This window comes from Kribbella qitaiheensis, from assembly GCF_014217565.1.
In the GTDB taxonomy this organism is placed as follows: Bacteria; Actinomycetota; Actinomycetes; order Propionibacteriales; family Kribbellaceae; genus Kribbella; species Kribbella qitaiheensis_A.
On record NZ_CP043661.1, the window covers coordinates 3,580,739 to 3,606,490 of the forward strand.

Consider the following 25,752-nt stretch of genomic DNA (forward strand, 5'->3'; position numbering starts at 1 on the left):
GGTGGTCAGAGGTCTCTGAGGGCGCTTTGGGTTGCTTCGGCGGGGCGGCGGGCTGCGTCCTGGTCGGCGGCGGAGCCGGGTTTTGCCTGGTCGGCGGCCCGGGTCGGGTTCGCGGCCACCCTGGCGGTGTTGGCAAGGTCGGCGCCTTGCTGTGCGGCCACGGCAGCCTGCGGCTGGGCATTGTCCAGGTCCTCACTCAGCCCTACCAGCCGGCGCTGCACCGACATCACGTCGTTGTCGGCACCGGTGCCGGTGCCGGCCTCAGCGATCATGGCGGCGGTCCGGTTTGGATCATCGACATGGCTGGACGCATTGAGCAGCGGTTCGACGTTCTGCCGGGCAGCGCCCAAGCGGGCACCGACGGCCTCGACCACGTCACCGGCATCCCGGACCGCGCGACTGAGCACCTCGACCCGCTGCCTCAGCTGCTCGGTCTCGGCCACCTGCCGCTCGGGCAACTGCTCGAGCTCCGCCACGAACTGCCGACCGGCGTTGAGCGCGCGAGTCGCCTGCGCCAGGTCGTCGCCGACCTCACCCAGTCCGCGCTGCCCGTCGCGCATCCGGCGGTCGACGCCGTCCGCAAGCTCCTGGGCGTTCCGCAGATGCGGCCGCGGCTCGTCGGCATACCTCACCCGCGACGCCTGACCAGCCAGCTCGGCGATATCAGCCTCGCCGCGTCGCAGTCCCTGCCGGACCTCATCCGTGATCGCCGCCGCCGACCCCAGCGAACTCCGCGCCGCATGCAACGCGGCAGCAGTCTGTTCAGTCAGCGCCGCCACCCGCTCCTTACTCATTCCGCCTGCCCACCCTGAGCCAACCCACCGGCGAGCCCGTCGGCCTGCTCAGCAGACCCGACGCCCAGCTCGCCCGACCCGGGGGCGACCGGCGCGATGGTCCCGTCCGCGGCGAGGGCGTCGTCGTCGGCCAGCGCCTTCCGCAGGACGGCGCTGAGGTCGTCGAGTCCCTCGATGGCGGCGCGAAGATCCGCGTCCGGCACCTCCGGCTGCTGGTTCTCCGGCTGCTCCACCACGCTCGGCACTCCTTTGCTCAGACAGATACACGGCCGCATCGACGATAGCGGGGACCAGGCTCACGGCGTACGGGCGGTTAATGGTTGGTGTGGGCAACCGGCACGGGCGAGAATCACTTCTCGTGCCCCGAAGGTTGTTCGCCGATGTGACGCCGCTGCGGGAGTCAGTGGATTTCCGCTGGCTCTGGGCCGGCCAGTCCCTGTCGTCGATCGGCAGCCTGATGACCGGTGTCGCGGTGGCCATCCAGACCTACGACCTGACCCACTCGTCGGTGGCGGTCGGCGCGGTCAGCCTGGCGAACCTGGTACCGACCCTGCTGCTCGGCCTGTTCGGCGGCTCGATCGCGGACGCGGTCGATCGCCGCCGACTGGTCCTGTTGACCGGATCCGGGCTGACCGTGGTCGCTCTGTTCTTCGCTCTGCAGGCATTTCTCGACTGGCGACAGGTCTGGCTGCTTTATTTGCTCACGGCAATCAGTGCGGCACTGGGCGCGATCGACACCCCGGCCCGGCGGACCTTCATCCCCCGCATCCTTCCGCTCGAACGGCTTCCGGCCGCGGCCGCGCTGAGCCAGTTGTCCTTCCAGGTCGCGATCATCGCCGCGCCGGTGCTGGCCGGCGTACTGATCGCCTCGGTCGGCCTCGAGGCGGCGTACGCCGTGGACGCGGCCACCTTCATCGCCGTACTGATCAGCGTCCGCCGCCTCCCCGCGATGCGTCCCGAGGGCGGTGGCTCGACGATCGGACTGAGCTCGGTGCTGGAAGGCCTCCGGTACGCCGCTTCGCACCCGCTGATCGGGATGATCTTCCTGATCGACCTCAACGCGACCGTGCTCGCGATGCCGACCGCGCTCTTCCCGGCCTTGGCCGACACCCACTTCGGCGGTGGACCGCGAACGGTCGGCTATCTGTTCGCCGCGATCGGCATCGGCGGCCTCGTTGCCGCGGTGCTGTCCGGCCCACTCGGCCACATCCGGCACCAGGGCCGCGCGATGCTCATCTCGGTAGCGGTCTGGGGCGCCGGGATCGGCTCGGTCGGCCTCACCCATCACCTCTGGCTGGCGGTCGCCTTTCTGGCCACAGCAGGCGCGGCCGACATCGTCACCACCGTCTTCCGCGCCACCATCCTCCAGACCAAGACCCCCGACGAACTCCGCGGCCGCCTCAACTCCCTCGACTTCATCGTCGGCCTGGGCGGCCCCAACCTGGGCAACGTCCGAGCCGGCTCGATCGCCGGCCTCACCACCCCGGTCACCAGCATCGTCCTGGGCGGCGCCCTCTGCCTCCTCGGCATCACCACCCTCGCCCTGACCTCCAAACCCTTCCGCCAGTACGACGCCAAGGCCTGAGCAGCGCTGGTCGTACAGGCGATGGGCCGGGCCGTGGCCGAACCGTTCCCAGTGCCGGAAGGCTTCCTCGATCTGTCCTGGCCAGAAACGGGTCACCTCCAACCGCGCGAGCACCTTCCGGCCGTGCGGAGAGAGCCCGGGGAGTCTGGAGAAGCTGACTGGATACCCACCGGAGCGGGGTCTTCTCAGTCGGCACAGCGCATCGACGCGGAGTTGCGCGGGTCGCCTACGCGGCATTGCCCTTTCGTGGGTTCAGCATGCGATCAGGATGCCATCCCGCTCAAGGCTTTGTCAGCGGGATTCGAGGGCGGTGAGGTCGCGGGCGGCGTAGAGGTGGTGTTCCCATTCCTCGTTGAGGATGGTGCGCAGACAGCGGCGTACGGCGAAGCTCTTCGACTCTGGGTAGCCGGGGGCGGGGACTGGAGTGGTGTCGCCGGCGAGTTGATCGTCGGTGAGGGTGGCGAGGACGTGGCGTACGACGGCTTGGCGGTCGGCGCGGAGTACGAGGAGCTCTTCGAGGGACGGGCGAGCGTCGAGGTCACGCGGTACGCCGGGGTGGTCGGACATCTCGTCGTGTGGGAGGTCCAGCGGGTCCCACGGGTTCGGTTCGCCCAGGACGGCCCGGCTCACCCAGGCGTCGGTCGCGAAGGCGAGGTGGCGGAGGGTCTCGATGAACGACCACTCGCCGTCGACCCGTTCGTGCAGGAGTTTCGGGTCCAGCGCCTGCGCGCGGACGACGAGTTCCTGCCAGCATCGTTCGAGGATTTCCCAGGCCTCCCGGAATCCGTCCGCGTCGTCCGGCCGCATCTTGGTGCGCTCCGGATACCGCCGGTTCAGCTCCGCCTCGACCAGCGGTCCGACGTCGACCCCGTTGATCTGGAGATTCTCGATCTGGCCGCTGATCTCGGCATTCACCACCAATGCACCACGAATGGTCACCCCGGACAGATCGACCAGACTGAACCGCGCGTTCTTCAGATCCACATCGTGAAACCGCGCGTCCGTCAGATAGACGTCGTCGAACCGCGAGCCGCTCAGGTTCTGCTGGGTGAAGTCAGCCATCCACCCAGCATCGCCCGAGGCATCCGGTCGCGTCCAGCGCGGCTCGCCCAACCCCATCCACCACCAGGGCACCGCCAGGCTCATCGAGTCAGCCGGTCCCGGAGGAAGCCGGCGATCCGGTCCCGCGCGAGCTTGGCCTGTGGAACCAGGCCCGGCATGCTGAGGAAGGCGTGGCCCGCCTTCGGGAGTTCGATCAGCTCAGCCTCCGTCCCGGCCTTGCGGAGCGCCTCGAAGTAGGTGCGGGCCGTGATCGGCCACCGGGTCGAGAACCGGCACCACCACGAGCGCCGGCGGCAGCCCGCTGAGGTCATCGGCGTACAGAGGCGACACCGCCCGAGCATCAACACCGCGCGGAGCAGCCAGCGAGATGAAGAACTCCATCTGCGGCACGGTGAGAGTCGGAGTATCGGCGTACTCGGCCATCGACACATAGTCGTAGGCGGTCTGGGTCACATCGACACAGGGATTGACGAGCACCTGAGCGCGCAGCGGCAAACCCGACTCCCGGGCCCGGAGAGCGGACAGCGCCGCGATCATCGAGCCGCAACTCTCCCCGAAGACGGCCACCCGCGCCGGGTCGATCCCCCATCGCGCAGTGTCCTGTACGACGGAACGCAGCACGTCCCAACCGTCGTCGACCGCCGCGGACAGCGGAGTCTCCTGGTCGATGAGGCGATGCTCGACCGACACCACCACCGCAGGCAACCGTGCGGCGAGGTGACTGTTGATCCAGTCGCATTGCACCGCAGTACCGACAAAGCCACCCCCGTGGATGTGCAGCACGAGCGGCAGAATCGCCGCCGGACCCGTCGGCCGATAGACGCGAACCCGAAGCGCCCGATCGGGAAGCGTCACCTGCTCCCAGCCAATCGACACGCCACGATCCGGGAAGCCTGTCGCCACCCGGATCAGCGGCGAGTTCAGCCGGCGGTTCTGCGTTTCCCTGAAGACGACCAGTTGCTCGCGCGACAGCGTCGACCAATCCGGCTCCCCGCGCAGGGAGTACAGCACCCGGACCCCCAGCGAAGGCTGCTCAACGGTTGTCATCTCTCGCACCCCTTTCACTTTCGCTACGACCAGTATCGATACTGAAAGTAGCATAAGTCGGTAGGGTGAGACCATGGCTCAAACCGGACGCCCCAGGGCAAGCGTGGATGCGGAGGTCTTCGCGGCGACGCTGAAGACGGTCCACGAAGTCGGCTACACGCACGCGACCGTCGACCGGATCGCGGCCGAGGCAGGCGTCGCGAAGACCACGGTCTACCGGCGCTGGCCGACCAAGGGCGCACTGATCACCGCGTGCCTGGTGGACACCTTCGGCCCACTCCCCCTGACCGGCACCGATCGCGCCGGCCACCTCGCGTCAGCGATCCGGTACGGCGCCGCCAAGATCGGCGAACCGGGCGTCGCCGCGGCCTTCGCAGGTGTCTTCACCGACGCCATCGGCGATCCCGTACTCCGGGACATCCTGTCCACGCAGCTCCAGGACCCCTACCGGATCGTGCTCCAGGAGGTGCTCGGCGAATCCGGGCAGCGCGTGCTCTTCTTCATCGACGTCGTGATCGGCACCCTGCTGCACCGGATGGGCATGACCGGCCGCCCGATGGTCGACGCCGACCTCGACGCGCTGGTCGAGATGATCCAGCGCGACTTCAAGTAATCAGCGCTGGAAGTTGATCAGCGCCGAAAGTCATCAGCGACGGGCGTCGAGCAGAGCCACCGCTTCGGCAGCCCAGTACGTCAGAATCTGGTCCGCGCCCGCGCGACGGATCGACAGCAAAGTCTCCAGGATCGCTTTCTCACGGTCGATCCAGCCGTTCGCCGCAGCCGCTTCGACCATCGCGTACTCACCGGAGATGTTGTACGCCGCAACAGGTACGTCGACGTGGTCGCGGACCTGCCGGATGATGTCGAGATACGCCAGCGCGGGCTTCACCATCACGATGTCGGCCCCTTCGGCGAGGTCGAGATCGACCTCGCGAATCGCCTCGCGCGCGTTCCCCGGATCCTGCTGGTACGTCTTCCGATCGCCTTGCAGCGAAGAGCCCACGGCCTCGCGGAACGGCCCGAAGAAGGCCGACGCGTACTTCACCGAATAGGCGAGGATCACCGTGTCGAGATAGCCGGCCCCGTCGAGCGCAGTACGGACGACTCCGACCTGGCCGTCCATCATCCCGGACGGCCCGACGACATGCGCACCGGCCGAGGCCTGCGCGACGCCCATCTCCGCGTAGAGCTTCAGCGTCGCGTCGTTGTCGACCCGACCCTCGGAATCCAGCACACCGCAGTGCCCGTGCGAGGTGAACTCGTCCAGGCACAGATCGCCCATCACCAGCAGGTCGTCGCCGACCTCGCTGACCGCGTCCCGGATCGCGACGTTGAGGATGCCGTCCGGATCGATACCACCCGACCCGGTCTCGTCCTTCTCCGCCGGTACGCCGAACAGCATCACGCCGCCCAGCCCGAGTTGCGCGGCCTCGGCCACCGCCTTGCGAGCCGTGTCCCGGGTGTGCTGGCAGACGCCCGGCATCGAGCTGATCGGGATCGGCTCGTCGATGCCTTCCCGGACGAACATCGGCAGGATCAGCTGCCTCGGCTCGAGCGTGGTCTCGGAGACCAACTTGCGGATCGCCGCCGACGACCGCAGCCGGCGGGGCCTCACACCCGGGAATCCAGTCATCTCAGCTCTTCCTGCGTGAACCCGAACGACGCTCTGACGGCCGCGTGACGACTTCACCGGCCTCCACCATGGTGTCACGGCGGTTCGCACCGAACCGGGCGAGCGCCTCTGCCAGCTCTTCGGCGGACGGCGAGTCGGCCATCGCGTCGACCCGCAGGCCGTGCTCCTCGGCGGTCTTCAGCGTGGCCGGGCCGATCACCGCGATCACCGTCGACGCGTGCGGCTTGCCGGCGATGCCGACCAGGTTGCGCACGGTCGAGGACGAGGTGAAGACGACCGCGTCGAACTTGCCCGACTTGATCGCCTCGCGGGTCGGCGCGGGCGGCGGAGCGGCCCGGACGGTCCGGTACGCCGTGACGTCGTCGACCTCCCAGCCCAGATCGGTCAGGCCGGCCACCAGCGTCTCGGTGGCGATGTCCGCGCGCGGCAGGAAGACCCGGTTGATCGGGTCGAGCAGCTCGTCGAACGGCGGCCAGTCCTCGACCAGCCCGGCGGCGGACTGCTCACCGGTCGGGGTCAGGTCGGGCCGGATGCCCCAGGCCGCGATCGCCTCGGCGGTCTTGTCGCCGACCGCCGCGATCTTCAGGCCGGAGAAGGCGCGGGCGTCCAGGCCGTACTCGTCGAACTTCTCCCGGACCGCCTTCACCGCGTTCACCGAGGTGAACGCGACCCACTCGTAGCGGCCTTCGACCAGGCCGCGAATGGCCTTGTCCATCTGCTGCGGGTTGCGCGGCGGCTCGACGGAGATCGTCGGCACCTCTTCCGGCATCGCGCCGTAGCGACGCAGCCGGTCCATCAGCGGGCCGGCCTGGTCCTTGGTGCGCGGCACCAGGATCCGCCAGCCGAACAGCGGCTTGGTCTCGAACCAGCTGAGCGCCTCGCGCTGTTCGACCACGGTGCCGACGACGATGACTGCCTCGCCGGTCAGCTTGGCGGCCCGCAGGTCGGCCACGATCGTGCCGAGCGTTGCGATGACGCTCGCCTGAGCCGTCGTCGTACCGCCGACGGTCGCGGCGACCGGCGTACCGGCGTCGAAGCCGGCCTCGATCAGCGCGGCGGTCGCGTCCTTGAGCACGTCGGTGGCGTTCAGCAGCACCAGGGTCTGCTTGGGGTGCAACTTGGCGAAGTCGAGCTTGGCCTCGGCCAGGTCGAGCACGGTCACCTCGCGCTCACCCTTGACGGTCAGCGGGATGCCCGCGTACGTCGGGACGCCGCTGACCTCGCTGACACCGGGCACCACGTTGAAGCCGATCCCGGCCTTGCGGCAGGCGGCGGCCTCCTCGGCCCCACTGGAGAAGGTGAACGGGTCACCGGTGAGCAGGCGGACCACGTTCGCCGCGGTCTTGGCGGTCTTCACCACCAGCCGCGCCCGGGCCGCGATCTTCAGCGCCCGGCTGCCCTCGGCACCGGAGCCGTCGACGATCTCGACGCCCGGCTTGCAGTAGGTCAGGAAGGCGTCGTGCTCAGGACCCTCGACCACGACGGCGTCGGCGTTCGCCAGCACGTCGCGGCCGGCCAGGGTCAGCAGGGAGGGGTCCCCCGGGCCGACACCGACGAATGTGACGTGGCCGAGCGGTTTGGGTTGCCGCGCCGCGGCCGCACCGGTACTGGCCGCTGCCTTGGCGGGCACGGTCTGGGGCGCCGTGGTGGCCGCTGCTGTCTTCGCGCTGCTCACGTCTGCTGTCGCCTTTGCCCTTGTCTTGCTGCTCGTCTTCGTACTCGTCGTTCCCCGTGCCGCTGTCATTCCTCCAGCAACTCCTTCGCCAGCGCCCGTCCGAGCGACACCGGGTCGTCCATCGGGCCGCTGGCCGACAGCCGCCGTACGCCGCCGTCCTGGCCGAGAGCTCCCCGCAGCCACAGCTCGGGGCCGTCATCACCTTCGACCACCTCGGCGAGCGCGCCGACCGGAGCCGTACACCCTGCCTCGAGAGTGTTGAGCAATTGCCGTTCGGCCGTCACCGCTGCCCGGGTGGCCGGGTCCTCCAACGGCGCAAGAGCTGCGAGTACCGCGGCGTCGTCGGCGCGGCATTCGATGCCCAGGGCACCTTGTCCGGGAGCAGGCAGGACCTGGATCGGATCCAGGGTCTCGGTGACCTCGGCAAGACGTCCCAACCTGGCCAACCCTGCCCTCGCGAGCACCACCGCGTCCAATTTGCCATCGGCGACCATCGCGATCCGGGTGTCCACGTTGCCGCGGATACCGGTCAGTTCGAGGCCGAGGCCGAGCGCTTCCAGCTGGGCCTGCCGCCGCGGCGATCCGGTCCCTACCACCGCACCGGTCTGCAGCTCACCGAGGCTCAGTCCGTCCCTGGCGATCAGCACGTCGCGCGGGTCCTCGCGGACCGGGATCGCGCCGAGGGTCAGCTCGTCGACCGGCACCGTCGGCAGGTCCTTCAGCGAGTGCACGGCGATGTCGATATGGTTCGCCAGCAGGGCGTCGCGCAGCGCGCTGACGAAGATCCCGGTGCCGCCGATCTGTGCCAGCGGCGCCCTGTTCACATCCCCGGTGGTGGTGATCAGCACCAGCTCGACCTCGTGACCGAGCGCGCGCAGCGAGTCGGCGACGTAGGTGGCCTGGGCGGTCGCGAGTGCCGACCGGCGGGTTCCGAGCCTGATCATGCCGATTCACCTCCGGTGGTCGTCTTGGGTGCGGTGACCGCGTCCACGGTCGCGGGGTCCAGCGCGAACAGCTCACGCAGCGCGTCGGCGTACGTCGGGCCGCCTGGATCCGCGGCCAGCTCCTTCACCCGGACGGTCGGGGTGTGCAGCACCTTGTCGACCACCCGGCGTACGGTCCGGGCCACCTCGCCACGCTGTACTTCGTCGAGCCCCGGCAGTCTGCGATCGAGCCGGCTCAGCTCGGCCTCGACCAGCTCGGCCGCCATCGCGCGGAGCGCGACCACGGTCGGGGTGACGGACGCGGCCCGGCGGGTCGCCTCGAAGGCACCCGACTCCTCGCCGACGATCCGGCGTACCTCGTCGATGTCCTGCTCGCTGCCGCCCGCCGTACCGGCCAGATCCGCCAGGGTCACCAGCGTGACCCCAGGCAGCCGCGCCGCAGCGGGATCCACATCGCGCGGAAGAGCTACATCCAGTACGCCGAAAGGCCGGCCATCGGCGGCATTGCGGACCATTTCCTCGGTCAGCACGACACCACGGGCGCCGGTGCAGGACACCACCAGGTCGGCCTGCGTCATCGCCTGCGGGACCTCGGCCAGCGGGATCGCCAACCCACCGATCCGGTCGGCCAGCGCCACGGCGCGATCGAAATTCCGGTTCGCGATCGTGACGCTGGTGGCGCCGCCCGCGAGCAAGGTCTGAGCCGCCAGCGAGGCCATCGAGCCGGCCCCGACGACCAGCGTGCGCCGGCCTTCGTAGCCACCGACGGCGTCGAGTCCGGCGGTGACCACCGAGCGGCCGGCGGCGTCGATGCCGGTCTCGGCGCGAGCCCGCTTGCCGACCCGCAAAGCGTGCTGGAACAGGGCGTTCAGATCGGTGCCGATCGTCTCCAGGTCCTGGCCGACGCGCAGCGACTGCTTCACCTGGCCGAGGATCTGGCTCTCGCCGACGATCATCGCGTCCAGCCCGGCAGCGACCTGGAAGAGGTGCGCGACGGCGCCTTCCTCGAAGTGCACGTAGAGGTGCTCGGCCAGGTCCAGCAGGGGGACGCCGGTGATATCGGCGAGGATCGCGGTGACCTCGTCCATACCGGCGTGGAACCGGTCGACGCTCGCGTAGACCTCGGTGCGGTTGCAGGTGGCGAGCACGGCCGACTCGGACACCGCCGGCGTGTGCTGGACGGCGAGGGCGAGCTTGGTCGCCGCGTCCGGATCGAGCGCGACCCGCTCCAGGACCGAGATGTCAGCGGACCGGTGCGAAATGCCGACGACCAGGTAACTCACTTTCCACCTCGCTTCGCGAGGTGAAGTGAGTTGAACTCGCTGTGCTTATTGCTTCGCTCGTTCACGCGACACCTCCACCGACACTGGGCAGATCGGTGACGACGCCGTTCATCGCTGGTAGCTCGGGCACCTCGGGGAGCGCCGCCTCTCCGGACTTTCGTTGTTCGTGGTACGCCAGGATCTGCAACTCGATCGAGAGGTCCACCTTGCGGATGTCGACGCCGGCGGGCACGGACAGCACCACCGGCGCGAAATTCAGGATGCTCGTCACGCCGGCCGCGACCAGCCGGTCGCAGACCTCCTGGGCGGGACCGGCGGGAGTGGTGATGACCCCGATCGAGACCCGGTCGGCGGCGACGATGTCCTCCAGCTCGGCGAAGTCGCGGACGACCATGTCGCCGATCTGCTCACCGACCAGCTCGGGCGCGGCGTCCAGCAGGGCCACGATCCGGAAGCCGCGGGTGCCGAAGCCGGAGTAGTTCGCGAGCGCATGACCGAGGTTTCCGATCCCGACGATGACGACGGCCCAGTCCTGGGTGACGCCGATCTCGCGGGCGATCTGGTAGCGCAGGTACTCCACGTCGTACCCGACCCCGCGGGTGCCGTAGGAGCCCAGGTAGGACAGATCCTTGCGGAGCTTGGCCGAGTTGACCCCGGCGGCGGTCGCCAGATCCTCGCTCGACGCGGTGGCGATCCCACTGTCCGACAAGGCGGTCAGGGCCCGCAGATACACCGGCAAGCGCGCGACAGTGGCCTCGGGAATGCCGCGTTCGGTTCTCGTCGGCGCGCCGGGGCGACGGCTGCGGGCAGGCGTCACGATTCTCCTGGAAATGGTGGTTCTCGAGTCACCGCCTCACGGCTGGCGACTACCCCACTCTAGGAGCTTGTGAACGTGAGAACAAAATCGAGAACGCCCTCAGTGACAGACAGCACTCGGTTGTCAAGGGATAGGCGGTACTAACTAGCCAGGGCCTTCTTCAGTCTGACCGGGTCCACCCGCCAGAAGTCGTGCTGGCGGCCGTCGACGAAGGTGACCGGGATCTGTTCGCCGTACTCCTCGAACAGCTTCGGGTCGGTGGTGATGTCGACCTCGTTCCAGCCGACGCCCAGCTCGGCACAGACCTGCTCGACGATCGCCCGGGCGTCGTCGCAGAGGTGACAGCCCGGTTTCCCGTACAGCGTGACCCTCATCCGTCGGCCCGCAACCGGCCCTTGGCCACTTTTCCGGTGACCGAGTGCGGCAGGTGGTCGACGACCTCGATCTCGACCGGGCACTTGAACCGGGCCAGCCGCGTCTCGGCGAACTGCCTGATCCCGGCCGGATCCGCGACCGCGCCGGTCTCCCGGACGACGAACGCCTTCACCGCCTCGCCGGTCTCCCCGGACGGGATGCCGATCACCGCTGCCTCGCGGACGCCCGGCGCCTGGACGAGAACCTCCTCGACCTCGCTCGGGAAGACGTTGAAGCCGGAGACGATGATCAACTCGCGCAGCCGGTCGACCAGGAACAGGTCGCTGTCCGCGTCGAGATAGCCGACATCGCCGGTGCGGTACCAGCCTTGGTCGTCCGGTCCGTCCACACCGTCCGGCCAGTAGCCGGAGAAGAGGTTGGCGCCGCGGACCAGGATCTCGCCGGGGTCGTCACCCTCGACGTCCTCGCCTTGATCGTCGGCGATCCGCAGCTCGACATTGGGCAGTGGGCGACCCACTGAGCCGGCCTTCGGGTCGTGCTCGCCCAGCGTGGTGGTGACGCCTGGCGATGCCTCGGTCAGTCCGTATCCCTGGTGCACGAACAGCCCGGTCGCCTGCTCGAACCGGTCCGCCATCCCCCGGTCCAGGCTGGACGCGCCGGTGAGCACCACCTTGATCGTCTCGAGGGCTTCCTTCAGGTCGTCCCTGGCGAGCAAAGCATTGAGCGCCGGCGGTGCCAGCGGCAACCGCGTCACGCCGTACGAGCGGATCTGCTCGAGCGTGTGGGTCGAGTCGAACCGCCGGTCGACGACCAGCGCCGCACCGGTGGCGACCACCCAGCCGAGGACCGCGTTCAGGCCGAACGCGTGGAACATCGGCAACACGCCGAGCACCACGTCCTCCGGGCCCATCCGGCCCTCACCGAGGTCGGCGAGATTCTTCACGTTCGCCGCGAGTGCCCGGTGGGTGAGCATCGCCGCGCGCGGATCACCACTGGTTCCGGACGTGTAGAGGAGGACCGCGAGTGTCTCCGGGTCGGTCTGTGGCGTAAGCGGAGCGTCACCGGTGAGCTCGCCCGCGCGGACCGTCCGGATGCCCTCGATCTTGTCCGCGAGGTCTCCGTCGGCGATCGCGAGGCGGGCCCCGGAGTGCTCGATCACGGTCGAGATCTCGCTCTTCGTCAGGCCCGTGTTCAGCGGTACGGCGACCAGTCCGGCGCGGAGAATCCCCAGGTAGGAGATGACAAACTCGACACTGTTCGCCATCAGGACGACCACCCGGTAACCGGGCACGAGGCCGGCCGCGGCGAACCCGCGGGCGGTGCTGTCGACAGCCGCCTCCAGCTCGTTCCAGGTCAGCCGCCGGTCCCCGTCGACCAGGGCCGGACGTTCGCCGTGACGTTGCGCTGTGTCACGAAGAATGTCCGCAAAGTTGAAGTTCACCATGCGAGTCTGTCACGAGCCCATTAGGGTGCTCATCATGACTGGAGCCTCGACCCGTGGGTCGCATCCACGGGCCGGGCTCGCCGGAGGTGGGCTGGGAACGATTGCACACTCGCCCGGCGGCGGCTATACAAGTGCACCAGGGGACGATCTTCACAGGGGTGATTTCCGGTTCGGACCGAAGGCGGCACGCCGCGCGCTGTTGACAGCGGGTGCTTCAGGCGTAACGCTCGGTGCTGTCTCAGCCGCTGTGGCCATTCGCGGATGCACCAGTCGTAGACGTGTCAGTTGAACGGGGAGAGAACTTGACGACGCCGGAGCCAAGCCCGGACGGGATGAGACGCGCAGAGCTCGTCGATCGCGCCCAGGCAGGGGACGTCGGTGCGTTCGGCGAGCTGTACGACGAGTACTCGCTGACCGTGTATCGGTACATCTACGCGCGGGTGTCGTCGTCGGCACTGGCCGAGGACCTGACCAGTGAGACGTTCGTCCGGGCGCTGCGCGCGCTGGACTCGTTCCGCTGGCAGGGCCGGGACTTCGGGGCCTGGCTGGTCACCATCGCCAGGAACCTGATCACCGACCACTACAAATCGGGCCGGGTCCGGCTCGAGGTGGTCACGGACGAGATCGAGACGCACGACCGGCAGACCGAGGGGCCGGAGGTCGATGTTCTGGCCGCCGCCACCGCCGAGGTGCTCCGGGACGCGGTCGCGGCCTTGCCCGACGAGCAGCGCGACTGCCTGACGATGCGGTTCTTCGCCGGTCTGTCGATCGCGGAAACGGCCAAGGCGCTGGAGAAATCAGAGGGCGCAGTCAAGCAACTGCAACTGAGGGCCGTCCGGCACTTGGCGAAGGTTATCCCCAAGGACTTGAGGTGAGGCGAATGACAACGCATGTCTTTCGTAACCCGTCAGGGAGTTTCCTCGTTTGCCTGGTGAGGACCTGTCGGTGACCCCGACTGGCCATTGAGGAGAACGAGCAATCATGAGTGACCTACACAGGGCTCGAGCGCGCGCGGAGACATTCGCGCACGCCGTCGATCACGGGCCCCGTCACTCTTCGCGACTGAGCGATGACCCTGAGCTGATGGACGCTGTGGAGCTGGTCGGACGGCTGAGGACCGCCGGCACAGTGGTACCGCGACCGGAGTTCACTGCCGAGCTGAGGCACCGCCTCCTCGAGCAGGCCGCGGCCCGTGCCGCGACGACTCCGACCGTGGTGCGCAGCACTCCGGATAGCCCTGATGACCCGCTGCCCCGCGAGGACGACGCGTCCGTGACAGATATCCGCCATCGTCACGGCCGGCGTATCCGGCTAGTGGCCAGTACCGCCGCGCTGGTGCTGCTCGGAGGTGGCATCGGTTCTGCCGCCGCCGCTCAGCAGGCGATGCCCGGCGACACGTTGTACGGGATGAAACGCAGCATCGAGAACGTCTCCACCAACGTCAGCGTCGGGGACGACTCCCGGGGGCCGGCGCGATCTCGAGCACGCGATGACCCGGCTCTCCGAGGTCCGGGGACTGGTGAACAACGGTGGCGACCCGGCCACCATCGACAACACCCTCGATCTGTTCTCGGGGCAGGCCCGCAAGGGCGTGTCGAGACTGGTCGCTTCGTATCAGCAGGACGGCGACACCACGTCGATCACGGCAATCACGGAGTTCATCACCCGCGCCCGCCAGGCGATCGGTGACCTTGCCCCGAAGTTGCCACCGGCATCACTGAAGTCCGCTGTCGAGGCGCTGGCGACGATCGAGCAACTCGCCCAGCACACCAACGTGGCGTGCCCCAAGTGCGACAAGCCCAAGCCGGCCAAGAACGCCGGCCAGCCGACGGTGACCAGCCCGGGTGACCGGTCCACGGATCCGTCCGCCGGGCCGACCAGCAAAACCTCCGCGAAACCGTCGACGTCACCGACCCAGGTGCCGAACACGACCATCGTCGAGGACCCGACGTCGGTGCCGACAGACCTGAAGACCCCACCGAAGCCGTCGGGCAAGCCGACGACGACTCCGTCGGGGCCGACCCTGCCCAGCCTTCCGACCCCGGCGACACCAAGCTGGCCCTGGCCCTTTCCGACCCTGAGCCTGCCGTTGCCGACCCTCAACCTTCCGGGTGTCATCAATTCTCTGCTGCCACCTTGGAAGTAGTCAGTCCCAAGCACCAGAAGAGCCCCGGTCGACCACCTCGACTCGGGGCTCTTCTGGTTCTGCGAGCTGGAACTACTAGAAGAAGACGCTGCGCCGCTGCATCAGGAGCGCGTACAAGGTCTGCTGGATGGTCTCGCGGACCTGGTCGGTGACGTTGAAGACCAGCATCGGGTCGTCGGCGGCACCGTCGGGGAAGTCGTCGGTGCGGATCGGTTCACCGAACTCGATCAGCCACTTCGACGGCAGCGGGACCAGGCCGAGCGGGCCGAGCAGCGGGAAGAACGGCGTGACCGGGATGTACGGCACGCCCACCAGCCGGGCCAGCGACGCCATGTTGCCGACCAGCGGGTAGATCTCCTCGGCGCCGACGATCGAGCACGGCACGATCGGTACGCCGGTCCGCATTGCCGCGCTGACGAATCCGCCCCGGCCGAACCGCTGCAGCTTGTACCGCTCGCTGAACGGCTTGCCGAGTCCCTTGAACCCCTCCGGCCAGACCCCGACCAGGTTGCCGCCGCGGAGCAGCCGCTCGGCATCGTCGTTGTTCGCCAGCGTCGCTCCACCCTTGCGGGACAGCTCGCCGACGAACGGGGTCTTGAACACCAGGTCCGCCGCCAGCGTGCGCAGCGGCCGATTCGTATGGTCCGCGACGACCAGCTGGGTGATCAGTCCGTCCAGCGGCATCGTGCCCGAGTGGTTCGCGACGATCAGGGCGCTGCCGGTCTCGGGGATGTTCTCGATCCCGCGCACCTCGACCCGGAACCACTTCTCCGCGAGTGGGCGCAGGAACGGGAGCAGCACCTGGTCGGTGAGGTCGGAGTCGAAGCCGAACTCGTCGAGCTCGTAGTCCCCGGTCAGCCGGCGCCGCAGGAAGGCCAGCAGCTCGGCGACCTTGCGTTCGCCGTCCGCGCCGAGCGTGTCCCGGATCATCCGCTCGAACCCGGCGAACTGACCGGCATCCGTCGCGGCTGGTTCGTGGGTGTCCTCGCCGGGCTCCTCGATCAGGAGATCGGCGTCCTCGACCTTGCGCCGCGACCGGTCACCGGCGGGCTTCCGCTCGCGCGATTTGGCCGACTTGGCTCCCGAGGCGCCCGGTCCGGCGAGTGCACGAGCCGCGGACGACGGCGTCGTACGGCGTCCGCTGCCGCGGCCCGGGCGGCCGCCGGAACCGATCGGGATCACGTCCGCGTCAGCCACGGAGTGCTCCGAGTCCGGCGGTCAGCAGCCGCGAGGCCGAGGTGACCGCACCAGGCCGAAGCGAACGGCGGAAGTCGTCGAAGGCGGCAGCGGTCGTGTACTCCGGCTCGAAGCCGAAGTCGGTTCGCATCCGGGTGGTGTCGACCGCACGGCCATAAGTAAGGAAGGTGATCTGGTCCGGCGAGAAGTCGGCCAGCCGGGCCCGGCGTACGACGGCGGCGGTACCGCCCGCGGTGAACGAGGGCAACGGGAACGCGGGCCGGCCGAGTCGCCGGATCGCCTGCGACAGCGAGAGCACGCCGTCGCCGGCCAGGTTGAAGGTGCCGGGCAGGTCGTTGACCGTGGCGTGGTGGATCGCTTCGACGCCGTCGTTCTCGTGCAGGAACTGCAGGCGGGCGTCGTACCCGAAGACGGTAGGGACGACCGCCATCGCGAAGTACCGGGTGATCGGTGAGTCGGTCTGCGGGCCGATCCAGTTGGCCATCCGCAGTGTGGTGACCGCCACATCGGGACGGCGCCGGGCGAACCCGCGCACATATCCCTCGACCTCGACGGCGTCCTTGCTCAACCCGGTCTGGTGAATCGCCCGGGGAGCCATCTCCTCGGTGAACATCGCGGGGTCGCGTGGACCCGCGCCGTACACGGTGGTCGAGGACTTCACCACCAGCTTGCGGACGCCGGGCGCCTTCTGGCACGCGGCGAGCAGTTGCATGGTGCCGATGACGTTGATCTCTTTCATCGACGACCGGCCACCGGCGCTGCCAGGGGTCGCCACGACGCCCGTGTGGACGACAGTGTCGACGTCCTCACCGGCTATGACTTTGGCTATCACGGGGTTGCGGATGTCCGCGCGGACGAACCGGACCCGACCGAGCTCGGCACGTGGCGGAACCACGTCGATGCCGATCACGGTCCCGATCGCTGGATCCGCGGCCAGGCGGCGGGCACAACGAGCACCGGCGTCCCGGGAGACGCCGGTAACCATCACTACCTGTGCCACGAGAACCCCCAGCCAGACAGCAACTCCTGAGCGCCGCTCTGGTAACCAGAGCGGCGGGACCTGCTACTTGCCGAGCTTGCGGCGCTGCACCCGCGTCTTCTTCAACAGCTTGCGGTGCTTCTTCTTCGCCATCCGCTTACGGCGCTTCTTGATAACAGAACCCACAGTTGGACCTTCCAAACTTAAAGAGAGCGTCAGCGAAGCCTACCCGCAAGTCGCCACTCCGACCTAAGTGAGGCGGCATCGAGGCCTCCGTGAGGTTAGCCCCTGGTTCGCCTGGGGTTCGCCGGAGGCCTTGCCCAGGCTGGCATTTCCACGCAACTGGAGGCTGAAATGACCGCTCGCTACAACGGCCTGGCGGCCTCCTCGGGCGCGGCGGACCTAGCCGAGGTGTTCCCAGGTGAGCAGGGAGACCTCGCGGCCCTTGTCCGTCACGACGGTCGGCGGGAGGTCAGTGAGTCGATAGCCGGCGCTTCGGGCCACTCCTGAGCTGGCGGCGTTGTCCCCCTCGATCTCCAGGGTCACGCGGGGCAGCCCGGCCTCCTCGTGCGCGTACGCCGTCAGCAGCTTCAACGCCCGTACTGCGAGGCGCTGGCCACGGAAGGCGGCCCCGACCGAGTAGCCCAGCGCCAAGCGGTCCGGCATCAGCAAGACCTCACCCATCGGCTCTCCCCCATCGACGGTGATCGCAAGCTGGATCCGCCCGTTGTCGCTGTGGGCGCGATCCAGATAGGCCTTCGCCGCCTCCAGATCGAACGGCGACACCAACGGCGTCCAGAAGGCGACCTCGGGATCGTCGAACAGCTTCACCATCGCCGCGAGATCACCCCGCTCCCACTCCCGCAGTACCAGCCCGTCCCCCACCAACCGAAGCCCAGATCTGTTCGCCATGTCCCCAGTCTCCCTCGCGTTCTCCCGGCTCAATCTTCCGCCAGCAGGTCCGACACCCAGCCGAAGGTGAGCAGGCCGGAGCTCGCGCCTGCCAGTTCCCCCGCTGCGGGCGCGAGCTCAGCCCTGGCCCGATCGGTCATCGGTTGGTTGCCGACAGCAACGGCAGCTCTCAGGAGCAGGCACCACATCGCTTCGTACATCAAGTCCTTGGGCGGATCGGGGATCGCGGTCAATGATGCTGCGGCTTCGTCGGGCCGGTTGTCGGCGAGTAGGACCAGAGGACGAACCCAGGGCTCGTAAGGTCCCCAGTCCTCGTCTCTGCCCGGCTGTCCGTGGACAGCGAGGAGAGCGAGCGGCAGGAGGCCGTGCTGCAGGCCGGGCATGCCTGCACCGTCGAGCGACTTGGCTGCCTCGCGGTAGGCGGCGTCAAGGCCGGCGGTTGGTGTCTGACCTTCGGCGGCGAGGCGCAGTACGCGGTACCACTGGGTGAAGACGCCGACCAGGGGCAGCTCCCGGCGTACGGCGAGGAGGTCTACTGCAGCCGCATGGTGGTCGGCCTGGGTGAAGTCTCCGAGCGCGCTGAGCGCCTGGATCCGGATGAGATGGCCAAGGACTTCATAGCTGACGAGGTCGTGAGCGGTAGCCAGGTTGATGAGCTCGGCGCCGATCTGGTCTCTGCGTGGTGCGAGGCCTGCACGTTGGAAGGTCTGCATGAAGACACCGTTGAGCGCGAATCCCAGCAGGCTCGGATCGTCCAGCCGGCGGGCGAGCTGTTCCGCTTCGGCAGCCGCCTCGGGGCCGCGCGATTCCCTGGTACCGCGTGACTCCAGCGCGATCGTGGCGAGCAGCCGTGCTCTCGCAGCGGCACGGTCGGCGGGGAGAGCGACCAAGGTCCGCTCTGCCGCAGCGACCACCTGCCGCGCGTGTTCCTCGTCGTCCGACCGCGTCCAGATCGCCGGTACGTCGTACGCGCCAATCACTCTCGCCGTGAGCTCCACATCGCCGATCTCCTCGGCAGCAGCGATCGCTGCCAACCTGTGGCGTCTCGCCGCCTCCAGGCCGCCGCCGCCCGTGACAGCCAGGTTCCGCAGCAACCCGACCGTCGACTCCAGTCGCGCCCGGGCTCCCGCACCCACCGCTTCGTCGTACGCCGCGGCCGCGTCCTCCCACACCTTGCCGACGCCAGTACTACGTACGCCGGGTGCGCGCAGATGCTCAGCCTGGTTGAGGATGTCGGTCTCCAGGCGACGCAACGCCGGGCCCGGGTCCACCGCGAGTTGCTCGACGAGGAGGGCGCGGGCGCGTCGTAGTACGGCAAGGGCGTCGCCCTGGCGGTCGGATTGGTACAGCGCGAGCGCCAGCAGTCGCCAGGCGTCCTCACGCCAAGGGTGCTCGGTCACGTGCGCATCCAGGTCCGGGATCGCTTCCCCTGCCAGTCCTAGTGCGAGCCGCGCTTCTGCTTGTTGCTCGGCTGCCCGCAGACGCAGCTCTGTCAGCCGGGACCGCTCTGCTGTCGCCCAGTGCGCCTCAGCAAAGTCCGCGTACGCCGGTCCACGCCACCAGCCGAGTGCCTCATCCAGTCGCTTCAACGCTTGCTCTGGTGCGAGCGTGGTGGACACGACCCGCTCGAAACGCCAGGCGTCCACCGCGTCCGGCTCGGCTCGGAACGCGTAGCCCGGCCCTACCGTCACCAGCACGCGCGGCGGCGTACGAGGAGCTCTGTCGGGCTCCACCGCTCGACGCAGCGCGGCGACGAAGGTGCGTACGGCGCTGACAGCTCCAGTAGGTGGATCCGCCCACAGGTCGTCGACCAGGAGCTCGACCGGTACTACGCGGCCGCGGGCAACGATCAACCGGCCGAGCACCGCGCGGTGCTGCGGGCCCTTGAGCGCCACCGGCTCACCGGTCTCTTCCCAGGCCACCACGGGTCCCAGTACTCCGAACTGCACCAGCTCAGCCCTTCCCGCAGAGATGCCGCCACCGTAACGCGTGCTCATCGGATGCTCATCCGCGCCGGGGAGGGTTCGGAGTACCGATTCCTTCACAGAGAGCAGGCGCGCCATGAAGATCAGCGGGTTCGACTACCAGCGGCTGGAGGGTGCCGACGGGGTCCGGCTCAACGTGGCGGTCGGGGGCACCGGGAGCCCGATCGTGTTGCTGCACGGATTCCCGCAGACGCACCTCATGTGGCGGGAGGTGGCTCGCGACCTCGCGGCGGACCACACGGTCATCTGCCCGGATCTGCGAGGGTATGGCGACAGCGACAAGCCTGTCGAGGGCTACTCGAAGCGAGTCATGGCGGCCGACATCGTCGCGATCGCCGGCGCGCTGGGGCATGAGCGGTTCGCGCTGGCCGGCCACGACCGTGGCGCGTTGGTGGCCTTCCGTGCCGGGCTGGACCATCCCGGCACGGTCACCCACCTCGCCTGCCTCGACGTACTGCCGACGCTGGACATGTGGAACGCCTTACAGGGCGTGAACGCGGCCGTGGCGTTTCACCTGTACCTGATGGCGTTGCCGCCCGGTCTGCCGGAAGAGCTGATCGCAGCCAGCCCGGACGCGTTCTTCGGGTACTTCCTCGATCTGTGGGCCAAGAGCCCCTTCCCCGCCGACGTACGGGCCGAGTACCTGGACGCGTGCCGGAAGGCGGTGCCTTCGATCGTCGCCGACTATCGCGCGACGGCCGGGATCGACGTACAGGAGGACCAGGCAGACCTTGCTACAGGCAACCAATTGCAGATGCCGGTGACCGTGCTGCAGCAGGACTGGGGCGCCCAGCTCGGCTTCGACGCCGCCTCGCTGTGGCAGGCCTGGGCACCGAAGCTGGAGCACCTGACCGTCGACTACGGCCACTTCATGGCTGAGGAGGCGCCGGCAGAGATCGCGGCGATCCTCCGTGGCCTGCTGAAGCGCTGATCGGCGGCGGAAGTATCCTGCGGGTCGTTCGCCGATTCGAAGGAGCACAAGGATGTGCCGAGCCGTGAAGTGCCGCCAGTGCGGTAAGACGACCTGGGCCGGCTGCGGTCAGCATGTCGCGCAGGTCAAGGTGACAGTGCCGGCGGACGACTGGTGTGGCGGCCACCCGAAGGGTGAGGGCCGCGGGCTGCTGTCGCGCCTCTTCGGACGCTGATCCTCGCCCAGCCACTGATCCTCACCCGGCGCTGATCCTCACCCGGGCGCTGATCCTCACTCGGGCGGCTGGACCGAGCGCAGCAGCCGACGGCCGATCTCTTCGGCCGCGGCCTGCAGCTCGGGTGACTTGAGGATCTGGAACGGAGCCCGGACGGCGGTCAGCTGTTCGACGTACCAGCCGGGGTTCTCCGTACTGCCGATCAACCGGGTAGTGGTCGGTGTGATCGCGTCCAGCCGGCCGAGCGCGCGCGGGAGGCAGGGCGCGACTTCGTCGAACGGCGCTTCGATGACGACCTCGACCTGGTACTTCCAGCCCTCTGAGAGTTGCTCCTCGAGCGCCTGCTTCGGGTTCAGGTCGGCCGGCGGGGTGAAGGTTCCGTCGAGCGTCTCGACGGTCCGGATCCGGTCGATCCGCAGGGCACGGCGCGCATCCTTGGCGTGCGACCAGCAGAGCAGATACCAGCGGCCGTGCCGGACGACGACCGCCCAGGGATCGACGTCCATCGGCCGCTCGGTGCCGGAGTTCAGGCGATAGGCCAGCCGCAGTGGGCTGGTCGAGGAGCAGGCCTGGACCAGCTTCGCGGTGGTTTCGGGTTCGGGCGTCGGCGGATCCTGGCCGCGGCCGGCGGCGATCCGCCGGACGGCGTCGACCGGGTCGGCGACCGACGCGGGCAGGACCCGCATGATCTTGCCGAGCGCGCTGCCCACCGGATCGGCCGGGTCGGCGGCGTTGTGGTGTCCGTCGAGGGCCGCCATCACCAGCGCGAGAGCCTCGGTGGTGGTGAACATCAGCGGTGGAACCCGGGCTCCCCGGCCGACGCGGTAGCCGCCGTACGGGCCACGGGTGGACTCGATCGGGACGCCCGCCTCGCGCACGATCCCGACGTACCGGCCGATCGCCCGCTCGGACACCCCGAGCCGCTCAGCCAGCCGGGACGCCCCGATGCCCGGGCTGTTCTGGATCAACTCGAGCAGCAGCAACGCCCGCGAGGTCGGGCTCAGGTCGTCGTACACCGGCAAACTCCCCCGAAGATTTCGGAAGTGGATCGTCGTGAACAGACACTAGCCCCTCACGCACCGACGCCTCGCTCACCGGCGCCCTCGCTCACCTGCGCCTCGCTCACCGGCAGCTCGCTGGCAGACCGGTGGTCTGCAGCGCAAGACCACCTTCGCCTCACCAGCAGCTGGCTTCGAACAGGAGGCGCTCGACGCGGCGTACCGAGCGCCCGGTACGCCGCGCCGGCCAGGTCACAGGTCAGCGGCCGCCGAGAAGTCCGCCCAGCATTCCGGCCACGCCACCGTCCTGGCCCGCTTGCTGGCCGCCGCCGGAGCCACCGATGAAACCGCCTGGCGGCTCCTCGGACGGCTGGACGACGACGAACCCCTGGCCGTTGAAGCTCATCGTGAACGCCTCGCCGGTGCTCCGGCCGAGCAGCGTGCCGAGGCCGATCGAGTCGGCCCGGGTGTACCCGGTCTGCAAGCTGGTCGACCAGCAGACCGCCGCCTGCGGATCGGCGTACGTCGGCTGGTCCACCGTCAGCACGACCGGCGTGCCCTTGGTCGTGATCGCGATCCGGCCCCGGCCGGTGAAGTTGCAGTTGAACAGCCCGGAGTTCGACATCATGCCGGCGCCCTGGACCATCTTGATGTCCCAGCTGAGCGTCGGCTCGAAGGCGAGCACGTTCGCCCCGTTGATGCTGAGCCCGTCGTGTGGGCCCTCCAGGTCGATCAGGTAGATGTCCGCGGCCCGGTCGGCGAGGAACACGTCGCCCTCGCCGCGCATCTTCATCAGCGGAATGCCTTCGCCGGTGAGTTTCTGCTTCAGGAACTTGCCGATCCCGCCCGAGCCCTGCGCCTCGAACTGCACGTTGCCCTGGTACGCGACCATCGCCCCCTGCCGCGCGAACACCTCGCCACGGAGCTCGATCTTGAGCAACTTCGAATTCTGCAACCGCAGACCGGCCTGAGCAGACTCCTGCTCCTGATTGGTCGCGGCGAACAGTTCACTTCGCATGATGCTTCCCCTCCCACAGTGATACGCCTGAGCGTAGACATGGACGCGCCCCAGCCGCCCCCGGTGCCATCGATCCTGCCCCCAAAGCCCACACCCCTTGCCGATCCTCCCACCCGCAAGCAATCCCCACCCAGGTCAGGCGTCGCCGCTCGGGAGAACTGAGCGTGGCGAACGTCGGTGGGAACCCTCCACGACACGCAGCTCCTAATGGGGGTTAGCGAGTCGCCTTCGGGCAGACTCGGGACTGGTAAGCCGCTAGCGGGTGAGCACTGGTCGCTCTCCGTCGGGCGCTGGTTGGTGCTGCCCACCATGGTTCGCCGCCACCTGGTTCCCGGGGTGCGGGTGGACCCTGGGATCGGGTCCGCTGACGCGATGTTCGGCCGATAGCGCGCTATAAGTCCGGCAGCGGACGAAGGACCCGGCAGCCGACGACCCAGACCCGCCCTCGTCGAGCAGGCTAAGCAACGTTCAACCGGTAGCAGCTGACACCCTTCCGCAACGCGAACCCGGGGGGCTTGTGCACCAGATGAGCACGGCCACCGCGGGGGATGCTCAACCGGTGCTCAAAGACGCCGAATCGGGGGTCGATCGGTCGGGGGCAACCCCCGGCCGGGGCCGGTCTTACCAAGGCCGGCACGAACCCGGGCCGGGCTCGCCGACCACACGGGCGGGTCACACCTGCCCGCAGGATCCGCGGAGCCGCGTCCCCACAGCTTGACCTCCAAGCTCCTGGGAGGTCTCCGTCGCTGGTGGATCAGGAGCACCGGTCCGGGGGCTCCATCTCCCGGGTGAACGTGGTCAATCCGCGCAGGTCAGGTGACAGAGCGGGAAGGATGGTGCTGCTCGGCAAAAGCTAGGCCAGAATGTCCGGGGCATAGGGTCCGCGACAGCCGTGCGGGCATACGATCCTGGGGCCCGCGTCGTCGTCGTACCAGGAGAGCCTTGTGCCGTTCCGATCGGTTGTGATGCAGCTAGGTCATCGGGCCCGGCGGGCTTGGTGGAAGGTGCGGAAGCCGACGACGTACGGGGTGAAGGCCTTGCTGATCCATCCGGACGATCCGTCGCGATGCCTGGCTGTGCGGCATTCCTATGTGGATCAGGAGTGGTGGGCGCTGCCCGGCGGCGGCTACAACCCGAAGCGCGAGACCGCCGAAGCCGCTGCGATCCGTGAGGTCGCCGAGGAACTCTCGATGCCGATCACCGCGCGGCCGATCGTGTTGCAGACGTTGACGACCAACCGCGAAGGAAAGGTCGACAACCTCACGATCGTCCAGGCGACGCCGACCTCCGAACACTTCCAGCTGTCCGCGGAGCTCAGCGAGGCCCGCTGGGTCTCCACCGATCCGGCAGACCTTCCCACCGACGAACCAACCTCCCGCTGGCTCCGACTCGCCCTGGCCTGCCGCCCCACAACACGATCCTGAGCACGACCGGCGGTAAGAGCAGCGCCAGAACGACACCGGCTAGGCGGCCAGGTGTTCGACCGTACGGCGTACTGCGTCCAGCACGGCGGGGAGGCCGGGGGCCAGGAGGTGGCCGTTGCGTTTGACGGGTTGGCCGGCGACCAGGACTGTGTCGATGTTGCCCGGGTGAGCCGCGGTGACGACGGTGCCGATCGGATCCTGTGAACCGCCGATCAGGTTGATGTCGGAGGCGCGGAGAAGGATGATGTCTGCTTGCTTGCCGGGCCGCAGCGAGCCGATCTGATCGGTGAGGCCGAGAGCCCGGGCGCCTTCCAGGGTAGCCATCTGGAGTGCATCGGCGGCCGACAGTGTTTGGTAGCCGAGGGCAAGGATCGAGTGCATCGCACTGAACATGTCACTGGGCGCCGTGGTCACCACATCGATCCCCAACCCGGTCGTCACTCCGGCGGCGCGCAACCGGCCGGCCATCGGGCCACCGATCTCCATTCGCGCCTCGACCGCCGGCGTGATCGAGACAGCGGCCCCGGATTCGGCGACCAGCTTCAGCTCGGAATCGGCCAGTGAATTGCCGTGCACGTAGAGGACATCGGAGCGCAGCAGGCCCTCAGCTTTCAATAGGGCCAGCGGTTCGAGCGCTACCGGCCCACTGCCGACGTGCAGCACGATCGGTAACCCGAGCGATGCGGCCAGCTGCCAGTCGGCGCGGACTACATCCAGCGGCGCGTACGACGGCCCGATCGCGGCCAGCGCGGCGGTGACCCGACCCGAGACGCGATCCACGACATGCCGCATTCCGGCCGGGTCGACCCGCGCACCGGTCAACGGCGATTGCCCATACCCGAAGACGGCGCGGATCCCACTGCTCTCCAATGCGTCCATGGCGGCGTCCGCATGCTCGATTCCCTGCTGGACATGGGAATAGTCCTGCACCGTGGTGATCCCGGCATCCAGGCACTCGAGCGCGCCGGCAAAGTTGCCTGCCGCAACATCTTCGGGCCGGTAGCGAGCACCGTGCTCCCCCAGGACCCGTTGCAGATAGCCACCGAGATCCATGTCGACGGCGCTTCCCCGCAGCGCAACCTGCCACAGGTGCCGGTGCGTGTCGACGAAACCGGGCAGCACGATCCGGTCGGAGGCGTCGATCACTTCGGCATCCGTTACGCCGAGGTCCCGCCCGACCGCGACGATCTTGCCGTCCTCGATCAGTACGTCGGTGTCGCGGCGCACGACGGGCGCGGGCTCGGTGTCGATCACGAGTCCCGCACGTAACAGCAGACGCTGGCTCATGT

General features: G+C 68.6%; 26 protein-coding genes. 7 read left to right on the forward strand and 19 right to left on the reverse strand.

From position 1 onward, the window contains the following. Positions 1-5: 5 nt before the first annotated feature. Positions 6-794, reverse strand: a complete 789-nt coding sequence (locus F1D05_RS16615; protein WP_185448509.1) for a hypothetical protein — start codon at positions 792-794, stop codon at positions 6-8. Then, entirely contained in the window at positions 791-1,030 is a 240-nt protein-coding gene (locus F1D05_RS16620) for a hypothetical protein (protein ID WP_185448510.1), read from the reverse strand. Before F1D05_RS16620 ends, F1D05_RS16615 begins: the two co-directional genes overlap by 4 nt. 122 nt (positions 1,031-1,152) lie before the next feature. Between F1D05_RS16620 and F1D05_RS16625 the strand changes: the two genes are divergently transcribed. Next, positions 1,153-2,379 (forward strand): MFS transporter, encoded by a 1,227-nt coding sequence (locus tag F1D05_RS16625; RefSeq protein ID WP_246486756.1) that lies wholly within the window; start codon positions 1,153-1,155, stop codon positions 2,377-2,379. Positions 2,380-2,670: 291 nt separating this feature from the next. On the opposite strand, the gene F1D05_RS16630 is transcribed toward F1D05_RS16625, so the two are convergent. Together F1D05_RS16630 and F1D05_RS16635 are read right to left on the reverse strand one after the other, a co-directional pair. Further along, a complete protein-coding gene (locus F1D05_RS16630; protein ID WP_185448511.1) occupies positions 2,671-3,441 on the reverse strand; it encodes a DinB family protein in 771 nt (256 codons plus the stop codon). Positions 3,442-3,639: 198 nt separating this feature from the next. After that, complete coding sequence (locus F1D05_RS16635) at positions 3,640-4,488, reverse strand: alpha/beta hydrolase fold domain-containing protein (RefSeq protein WP_206686236.1); 849 nt, start codon at positions 4,486-4,488, stop codon at positions 3,640-3,642. 73 nt (positions 4,489-4,561) lie between these two features. Between F1D05_RS16635 and F1D05_RS16640 the strand changes: the two genes are divergently transcribed. After that, positions 4,562-5,101, forward strand: coding sequence for a TetR/AcrR family transcriptional regulator (locus F1D05_RS16640; protein WP_185448512.1), 540 nt, complete (start codon positions 4,562-4,564; stop codon positions 5,099-5,101). Between the two features lie 33 nt (positions 5,102-5,134). Here F1D05_RS16640 and hemB read toward each other — a convergent pair whose 3' ends face one another. The 7 genes from hemB to F1D05_RS16675 form a co-directional block, all read right to left on the reverse strand. Continuing rightward, on the reverse strand, positions 5,135-6,121 hold the full coding sequence (gene hemB / locus F1D05_RS16645) for a porphobilinogen synthase (RefSeq protein WP_185448513.1): 987 nt from the start codon (positions 6,119-6,121) through the stop codon (positions 5,135-5,137). A 1-nt stretch (position 6,122) separates the two neighbouring features. Beyond that, positions 6,123-7,865, reverse strand: a complete 1,743-nt coding sequence (locus F1D05_RS16650) for a uroporphyrinogen-III synthase (protein ID WP_246486757.1) — start codon at positions 7,863-7,865, stop codon at positions 6,123-6,125. After that, positions 7,862-8,740, reverse strand: coding sequence for a hydroxymethylbilane synthase (hemC, locus tag F1D05_RS16655; protein WP_185448514.1), 879 nt, complete (start codon positions 8,738-8,740; stop codon positions 7,862-7,864). Before hemC ends, F1D05_RS16650 begins: the two co-directional genes overlap by 4 nt. Beyond that, positions 8,737-10,023, reverse strand: a complete 1,287-nt coding sequence (locus F1D05_RS16660; protein ID WP_185448515.1) for a glutamyl-tRNA reductase — start codon at positions 10,021-10,023, stop codon at positions 8,737-8,739. Before F1D05_RS16660 ends, hemC begins: the two co-directional genes overlap by 4 nt. A 61-nt stretch (positions 10,024-10,084) precedes the next feature. Continuing rightward, positions 10,085-10,840, reverse strand: a complete 756-nt coding sequence (locus F1D05_RS16665) for a redox-sensing transcriptional repressor Rex (RefSeq protein ID WP_185448516.1) — start codon at positions 10,838-10,840, stop codon at positions 10,085-10,087. A 140-nt stretch (positions 10,841-10,980) separates the two neighbouring features. Beyond that, positions 10,981-11,214, reverse strand: a complete 234-nt coding sequence (locus F1D05_RS16670) for a glutaredoxin family protein (RefSeq protein ID WP_185448517.1) — start codon at positions 11,212-11,214, stop codon at positions 10,981-10,983. Beyond that, a complete protein-coding gene (locus tag F1D05_RS16675) occupies positions 11,211-12,656 on the reverse strand; it encodes a class I adenylate-forming enzyme family protein (protein ID WP_185448518.1) in 1,446 nt (481 codons plus the stop codon). Before F1D05_RS16675 ends, F1D05_RS16670 begins: the two co-directional genes overlap by 4 nt. 335 nt (positions 12,657-12,991) lie before the next feature. On the opposite strand from F1D05_RS16675, the gene F1D05_RS16680 reads away from it, so the two are divergent. After that, on the forward strand, positions 12,992-13,534 hold the full coding sequence (locus tag F1D05_RS16680) for a sigma-70 family RNA polymerase sigma factor (protein WP_041289570.1): 543 nt from the start codon (positions 12,992-12,994) through the stop codon (positions 13,532-13,534). A gap of 614 nt (positions 13,535-14,148) precedes the next feature. Beyond that, a complete protein-coding gene (locus F1D05_RS40350) occupies positions 14,149-14,805 on the forward strand; it encodes a hypothetical protein (RefSeq protein WP_246486758.1) in 657 nt (218 codons plus the stop codon). A 75-nt stretch (positions 14,806-14,880) separates the two neighbouring features. On the opposite strand, the gene F1D05_RS16690 is transcribed toward F1D05_RS40350, so the two are convergent. The 5 genes from F1D05_RS16690 to F1D05_RS16710 form a co-directional block, all read right to left on the reverse strand. Further along, positions 14,881-16,002 carry a lysophospholipid acyltransferase family protein gene (locus tag F1D05_RS16690; protein ID WP_185448519.1) on the reverse strand — a complete coding sequence of 374 codons (1,122 nt, stop codon included), beginning with the start codon at positions 16,000-16,002 and terminating at the stop codon, positions 14,881-14,883. Continuing rightward, positions 15,995-17,002 carry an NAD-dependent epimerase/dehydratase family protein gene (locus F1D05_RS16695; RefSeq protein ID WP_246486759.1) on the reverse strand — a complete coding sequence of 336 codons (1,008 nt, stop codon included), beginning with the start codon at positions 17,000-17,002 and terminating at the stop codon, positions 15,995-15,997. The genes F1D05_RS16690 and F1D05_RS16695 overlap by 8 nt, the downstream gene beginning before the upstream one ends. 63 nt (positions 17,003-17,065) lie before the next feature. After that, complete coding sequence (locus F1D05_RS16700; RefSeq protein ID WP_008356322.1) at positions 17,066-17,167, reverse strand: 30S ribosomal protein bS22; 102 nt, start codon at positions 17,165-17,167, stop codon at positions 17,066-17,068. A 216-nt stretch (positions 17,168-17,383) separates the two neighbouring features. Continuing rightward, the gene (locus F1D05_RS16705; RefSeq protein WP_185448520.1) at positions 17,384-17,893 is read right to left on the reverse strand and encodes a GNAT family N-acetyltransferase; all 510 of its coding nucleotides are present in this window, start codon (positions 17,891-17,893) and stop codon (positions 17,384-17,386) included. Between the two features lie 29 nt (positions 17,894-17,922). Then, a complete protein-coding gene (locus F1D05_RS16710; RefSeq protein ID WP_185448521.1) occupies positions 17,923-19,890 on the reverse strand; it encodes a BTAD domain-containing putative transcriptional regulator in 1,968 nt (655 codons plus the stop codon). A gap of 64 nt (positions 19,891-19,954) precedes the next feature. On the opposite strand from F1D05_RS16710, the gene F1D05_RS16715 reads away from it, so the two are divergent. Then, on the forward strand, positions 19,955-20,809 hold the full coding sequence (locus F1D05_RS16715; RefSeq protein WP_185448522.1) for an alpha/beta fold hydrolase: 855 nt from the start codon (positions 19,955-19,957) through the stop codon (positions 20,807-20,809). A 52-nt stretch (positions 20,810-20,861) separates the two neighbouring features. Continuing rightward, entirely contained in the window at positions 20,862-21,023 is a 162-nt protein-coding gene (locus F1D05_RS16720) for a hypothetical protein (protein ID WP_185448523.1), read from the forward strand. A 56-nt stretch (positions 21,024-21,079) separates the two neighbouring features. On the opposite strand, the gene F1D05_RS16725 is transcribed toward F1D05_RS16720, so the two are convergent. Together F1D05_RS16725 and F1D05_RS16730 are read right to left on the reverse strand one after the other, a co-directional pair. Beyond that, positions 21,080-22,039: a helix-turn-helix transcriptional regulator gene (locus F1D05_RS16725; protein WP_185448524.1), complete on the reverse strand. Its 960-nt coding sequence runs from the start codon at positions 22,037-22,039 to the stop codon at positions 21,080-21,082. Positions 22,040-22,280: 241 nt separating this feature from the next. Beyond that, positions 22,281-23,039, reverse strand: coding sequence for an AIM24 family protein (locus F1D05_RS16730; protein WP_185448525.1), 759 nt, complete (start codon positions 23,037-23,039; stop codon positions 22,281-22,283). A gap of 944 nt (positions 23,040-23,983) precedes the next feature. Here F1D05_RS16730 and F1D05_RS16735 point away from each other — a divergent pair. After that, positions 23,984-24,463 carry an NUDIX domain-containing protein gene (locus F1D05_RS16735; RefSeq protein WP_206686237.1) on the forward strand — a complete coding sequence of 160 codons (480 nt, stop codon included), beginning with the start codon at positions 23,984-23,986 and terminating at the stop codon, positions 24,461-24,463. Between the two features lie 39 nt (positions 24,464-24,502). On the opposite strand, the gene F1D05_RS16740 is transcribed toward F1D05_RS16735, so the two are convergent. Continuing rightward, positions 24,503-25,750: an amidohydrolase family protein gene (locus F1D05_RS16740; protein WP_185448526.1), complete on the reverse strand. Its 1,248-nt coding sequence runs from the start codon at positions 25,748-25,750 to the stop codon at positions 24,503-24,505. Between the last annotated feature and the right edge of the window lie 2 nt (positions 25,751-25,752).